General features: G+C 62.8%; 7 protein-coding genes and 1 pseudogene. 5 read left to right on the forward strand and 3 right to left on the reverse strand.

Translation table 11 applies throughout. From position 1 onward, the window contains the following. A partial coding sequence (locus AQZ50_RS09570; RefSeq protein ID WP_197412436.1) for a ShlB/FhaC/HecB family hemolysin secretion/activation protein occupies window positions 1–1,134 on the reverse strand: 1,134 nt, incomplete at its 3' end. 279 nt (window positions 1,135–1,413) lie between these two features. On the opposite strand from AQZ50_RS09570, the pseudogene AQZ50_RS20945 reads away from it, so the two are divergent. Beyond that, window positions 1,414–2,058: pseudogene (locus AQZ50_RS20945) on the forward strand (substrate-binding domain-containing protein); the annotation flags it as partial. Window positions 2,059–2,120: 62 nt separating this feature from the next. Here the strand turns inward: AQZ50_RS20945 and AQZ50_RS20415 are convergent. Beyond that, entirely contained in the window at window positions 2,121–2,525 is a 405-nt protein-coding gene (locus AQZ50_RS20415) for a winged helix-turn-helix transcriptional regulator (RefSeq protein WP_156427293.1), read from the reverse strand. A 114-nt stretch (window positions 2,526–2,639) separates the two neighbouring features. Here AQZ50_RS20415 and AQZ50_RS09580 point away from each other — a divergent pair, with 114 nt between their 5' ends. From AQZ50_RS09580 to AQZ50_RS09590, 3 genes are read left to right on the forward strand one after another with little or no spacing between them, the layout of a single operon-like run. Continuing rightward, window positions 2,640–3,065 carry a nuclear transport factor 2 family protein gene (locus tag AQZ50_RS09580; RefSeq protein ID WP_067746204.1) on the forward strand — a complete coding sequence of 142 codons (426 nt, stop codon included), beginning with the start codon at window positions 2,640–2,642 and terminating at the stop codon, window positions 3,063–3,065. A 31-nt stretch (window positions 3,066–3,096) separates the two neighbouring features. Next, window positions 3,097–3,705: an FMN-dependent NADH-azoreductase gene (locus tag AQZ50_RS09585; protein ID WP_067746206.1), complete on the forward strand. Its 609-nt coding sequence runs from the start codon at window positions 3,097–3,099 to the stop codon at window positions 3,703–3,705. 16 nt (window positions 3,706–3,721) lie between these two features. Further along, window positions 3,722–4,336 carry a DNA-3-methyladenine glycosylase I gene (locus AQZ50_RS09590; RefSeq protein WP_231730199.1) on the forward strand — a complete coding sequence of 205 codons (615 nt, stop codon included), beginning with the start codon at window positions 3,722–3,724 and terminating at the stop codon, window positions 4,334–4,336. A 31-nt stretch (window positions 4,337–4,367) separates the two neighbouring features. Here the strand turns inward: AQZ50_RS09590 and AQZ50_RS09595 are convergent, their stop codons facing one another. Continuing rightward, a complete protein-coding gene (locus tag AQZ50_RS09595; RefSeq protein WP_067745949.1) occupies window positions 4,368–4,550 on the reverse strand; it encodes a hypothetical protein in 183 nt (60 codons plus the stop codon). Window positions 4,551–4,669: 119 nt separating this feature from the next. On the opposite strand from AQZ50_RS09595, the gene AQZ50_RS09600 reads away from it, so the two are divergent. Then, window positions 4,670–5,053: a Rossmann-fold NAD(P)-binding domain-containing protein gene (locus AQZ50_RS09600; protein ID WP_197412437.1), complete on the forward strand. Its 384-nt coding sequence runs from the start codon at window positions 4,670–4,672 to the stop codon at window positions 5,051–5,053. Window positions 5,054–5,228 lie beyond the last annotated feature (175 nt).

Here is a 5,228-nt window from a genome sequence, read left to right on the forward strand (position 1 = left end):
ACCCTGCGAAAGCACCGCGTTGAAAGAAAGCGCGGCGGGCCCGGGATTGTGTTGCCAATTTACGCTCGTTCGCCATGCCAGATAGTGATCCCGACTGACCTGAAATTGGAATTGCGGGAATTTTTCAGACTGGGTGATGATATTGAATTCGCTGCCTATCCGCAGGACTTCGCTGCGCGTGCGGATCGCGGCGATGGACAGGCGGACGAGGCCGCGCGTAAACTCACCGACCGACTGCGGCACGCTGGCTTGCATTGCCGGCTGCGTTCGCGAATTCAGCAATTCGCCAGTCAGCGTGGTGCCGTGATCATCGACCGGAATGGCATAACCCACCCCAATCATGCCCAATGCGGATTTGGGAAAGCCATAGCGCCCGACATCAGCTTGCGAACCAAGCGAAACATAAAGCTGATCGCCGCGCCCCAGCGGTGCGTTCAGCGCAAAATTTCCTGTAAATTGCCACCGCCCCAACGACGATGGCAAGCTGTTGTCGGTGCCAATCTGGCCTTCAACACGCGTAAATTCGCCTTCGACAACCAGCCGCACTGCGCCGGTGGAGTTGCCCGGTGCAATCGCACTGCGCAGCCGCGCGCCCGCCAAATCGCCGGCCAAAAGCAACGCGCGCTCGATCGCAGCTTGCGTGACATGGCGCTTGCCCACGAGCGGCTGCAACCTCGCACTCACCGACACGCGCGTTGCGACCGCAAGGTGCGAGACATCAACAGCTTCGACAAATCCGTCGATTACCAGCACTTTTACCGTTGCACCGGGCTCCAGCCGTTGCGGCGGGATTACGACCCGGGCCAGAATATAGCCGCGACGTGCATAGGCTTGTTCAAGCATCCGAGCGGCAGCATAAAGCTGTGCAAGCGGTACATGGCGATGCGCGATAGCGGCAACAAGCTTCGCATTGACGTCAGCCATTTGCGAAAACGCACCGTCTATTTGCACATCACCGCTGTCAACGGCAAGCGCGGGATCGACAGGCTCTGCTTGTGCCAAGGCATCTGGCTTGTGCAGCAGCGGCGCAGTCTGGGTCGGCGGGAGCGGGGCAATATTGCGTGGGATCACCTGGCTCGGCAGTGGCGCGACGAGCGGCTGAAAGGACTGTGCCTCGGCCCGCGAAGCGATCATCGCGCCAGCCAATGCGACCATAGGTGGCAATAGCGTCAGCGACGCATTGCTAAACGCGCCTGTTCGAACCCTGTCTCCGGAATTTCTTGACAACACGAAACGGCCCCTGAGAACACCCCCTCACCCAGAGCACCTTCGCACTAGCGTCTGAACATATTGAAAGAGCGCTAACCGTATTTTTCGGTATGCGCGACCGCGCTGGCCGCAGTGCCCGTTTGTGCGGCCAAAGCGCACGAAACGCCCGACCCGACCATCGTCCACAATGCCCGCGACGGCGTCGTGCGACTCTATGGCGCGGGCGGGCCCGATACCGCGCTGCGCAAAGTGGCGGCGGTGTTCCATCAACAGACCGGCATTGACGTCGTGATCACTGCCGGGCCCGAGCCGACCTGGTCGAAACATGCCCAGGCCGATGCCGACATTTTGTGGGGCACGGCGGAAGAGGACATCACCGCCCTGCTCGAAACCTACCGCGATTTCGCATCAGGGGATGTGACGCCGATCTATTTGCGCCCGGCGATTCTGGCTGTGAAAAAGGGAAATCCCAAGCATATCAGGGGCTTTGACGATCTGCTGAAGGACGGCATGCGCGTCGTCGTGACCGAAGGCGCGGGCGTTGCCAACACATCGGGCACCGGGGTTTGGGAAGATGTCGCGGGGCAGTTGGGACGCCTGTCCGACGTGGCGACTTTGCGTAGCCACATCGTCGCGTTCGGCAACGGCAGCGGGGCGAGCTACAAAGCATTTGTCGATCGGGACGCCGACGCCTGGATCACCTGGCCCGATTGGCCGACCGCCATGCGGACAAGGCCGATCTCGTGCCCTTGGCGCGCACACGCACGATCTGGCGCGATCTCAATCTCGTGGTGGCCCCCGCCGCAGGCGCGCGGGTTCATCGCCTGTCTGACCAGCGCGCGCGGGGCGGCGATCATGAAGACCGAGAGCTGGACGCCCGACGCCGGCGAGCATGTATGGGATGGCCCCATTCAGTCGGCCCGGCGCGCATCATGGCGTGCCTGCGATTCCCTGACCCGCTCCCAATGGGTCTTGGCCCAGTCGACCAACCCCTGTGTCGGCCCGAGCAGGCTTTTGCCGAGATCGGTGATTTCGTATTCCACGCGGGGCGGCACTTCGGGAAAGACCTCGCGCGTCACCAATCCGTCACGTTCGAGATTTTTCAGCGTCACCGACAGCATGCGCTGCGAAATTCCCGGAATCGCTCGTTCCAGTTCGGAAAAGCGCGCCCGTCCGCCGATCAGGTCGAGCGAAAGAACGACAAAGATCGTCCATTTGTCACCGATCTTGGTCAGCAGTTCGCGTACCGCCATCGGGTCAGAGCTGCGACACACGGCGGCGGGGTCGAGCTGGCCGATCGTTTCGAGCTTTGTCATAACTTACCTCGGTGTACGTGACTGATGTCAAAGTGCCTTCTTTTTAGGAAGCCACTAATCAATTATATGGCACGCATGATCAGTAAGCAACATCGCCGACTACCGGAGACCATGATGACACAGGCAAACTACACTGGCTTTGCCGCAGCCGCCCCCTATTTCGATCTGGTGCGCGAGAGTCTGGGCGACCTCGTTGACGGCGAACACTTCTTCGACATCGTCGCGCCCGACATCCGCTACGAAGTGCGTTACGAATTTCCGGGCTGGCCGCGCGTCACCAGCGGACGCGCCGACCTGATGGCGATGTTCAGCGGATATGTCCAAAACATCGCGCTGCACTCGACCGGAAACCTCGTCCTCACCCGCGCCGACAATGGCCGCATCGTCGTGCTCGAATACGAAGTGCACGGAACGATCCTGGCGACCGGGCGCGCCTATGACAACCGGTTTTGTTCGATCGTCACGATCGCCGATCGCAAGATCGTGCAGTGGCGCGATTACATGGATTCGCTCGCCGCCTGGAATGCGCTGAGCGCCTGACACCTGCCCCCCGATGCCAAAGGACCATCCGATGAAGCAAATCCTGATGATCGACGTGAGCCCGCGCGGCGCGGCTTCGGGCAGCCGCGTCGCTGCCGACCGGCTTGCCGCGCGTCTTGCCGCGATCCATCCCGCCGCCCGGCTGGTGCGCCGCGACCTCGCCGCGACACCGCTGCCGCATCTCGACGCGGCAACGCTCGACGTGATTGCCGCGCGCGATCCGGCCAATCCGGCACCGCCGACCGATCTTGCAAGACTGTCGGACGAACTGACCGACGAACTGCTCGCCTCAGACTGCCTGGTGATCGCAACGCCGATGTGGAACTTTGGCATTCCTTCGATGCTCAAGGCGTGGATCGATCTGGTCGTGCGCCCGGGCCGCACATTCCAGTATGGCGACGCGGGCGTGCTCGGACTTGCACAGGGCAAGCGGGCCATCCTGCTGCCGGCATCGGGCGGTGTGTTCAGCGAGGGCCCCTGGCGCCCGTTCGACTTTGTCGAGCCCTATCTGCGCCACGTGCTCGGCTTCATCGGCATCAGCGATGTCGAGACGATCCGCATCGAGGGCATGAACATCCCCGGACTTGCCGAACAGGCGATCCCCAACGCCTTGTCGGCCATCGACAATCTTGCGGGCTGAGGCAAAATCAGCAACGATGGCCGGAATGACCATGACCCAACCCACGCCCATCGCCGACGTTCCGCAAACTTGTGCGTGGGCGCTGGGCGATCCGCTGATGCAGGCCTATCACGACCGGGAATGGGGCGTGCCGGTACGCGATCCGCGCCTGCTGTGGGAGATGCTGATTCTGGAAGGATTCCAGGCGGGTCTGTCGTGGCGCACCATTCTGCACCGGCGGGACGGTTTTCGCCGGGCGTTCGATGGCTTCGATCCGACGCTTGTCGCGACCTACGGCCCGGACAAAGTCGAGGCCCTGATGCAGGACGGGGGCATCATCCGCGCTCGCGCCAAGATCGAGGCCACCATCGGCAACGCCCGCGCGCTTCTGCGCATGGTCGCCGCGGGCGAGGATTTCGCGGACTTCATCTGGGGCCACGTCGGCGGGCAACCGCTTGTCGGCGACGGGACCACCGTTCCGGCCAGCACGCCTATATCGCTGGCCCTGTCCAAAGCACTCAAGGCCAAAGGGTTCAAATTCGTCGGCGCGGTGACCGTCTACGCCTTCATGCAAGCGGTGGGCATGGCCAACGATCACGGGCGCGATTGTCCGCAGCGGGCGATATGCATGGAATCGCAATACTGCGGATGAGCCCTCCTGCCATCCCCTGAGCATGGCGCGATCATGCCTTCGCCAAAGCCGCCGTCATCAGGCCCGGCCCCTTCGGCTCCCAGCCCCGCATTTCGCGGGTGACCGCGCCCGATGCCGCCATGTCGGTGCCGACGAAGCCAGCCAGCCAGCCGAAATGCGCCGCTGCCTCCCCGGCATTGAGCGAGGCGGTCGGCAGCCCCAGACGCTTGCTCAACGTCTCGCAGATCGCGCGCAGGGAAATGCCCCCCCTCGCCCCCCGCCCATCGCATCGATCGCCGCACGGTCCAGCGCGCAGTTTTCGGTAAAGCGCGCAAGATTGTGGTTGAAGGCGAGATGGATCACCCCATCCCGCTGCGCCGCCAGGGCAGCAAGGCGCGTGGTGTCTTGGACGACCTGGTGCGCCCCACAGGGCTGATCGGCGTCATGTCGTCGGGCCAGGGAAGCATTGCCAACAACACCAAGGGCGGGTTTGAAGTCTATCGGGGCAGCAAGGCCGCGCTCGATCAATATATGCGCAGCTACGCCGCTCGCCATGCCGACGATTTCCGGGCCATGGTGTTGATGGCGCCCGGCTGGATACGCACCGATATGGGCGGGGCGCATGCAACATTCAGCATCGAGGAAACCATTCCGCAATTGGTCGACACTCTGCTGGCGCAGCAAGGCGTGCCGGGCCTGCGCTTCATCGACCGTTTCGGCAAGACCGTCCCGTGGTGAGCCAAAGCAAAGGATCGGGCGATCACATGACATGGGCGGCCTTGAAGAGCCCGATCTGACCATGGACATTCGCCATGCCTCAAATGTGGGCGGACTCGCGGCGCGATTGCTCATCCATCCCGCAACCGATGCAACGATGTCTAATACCGTACGGAGGCCGTCCACCCCAACAAGA

It is taken from the genome of Novosphingobium sp. Fuku2-ISO-50 (assembly GCF_001519055.1).
GTDB lineage: Bacteria > Pseudomonadota > Alphaproteobacteria > Sphingomonadales > Sphingomonadaceae > Novosphingobium.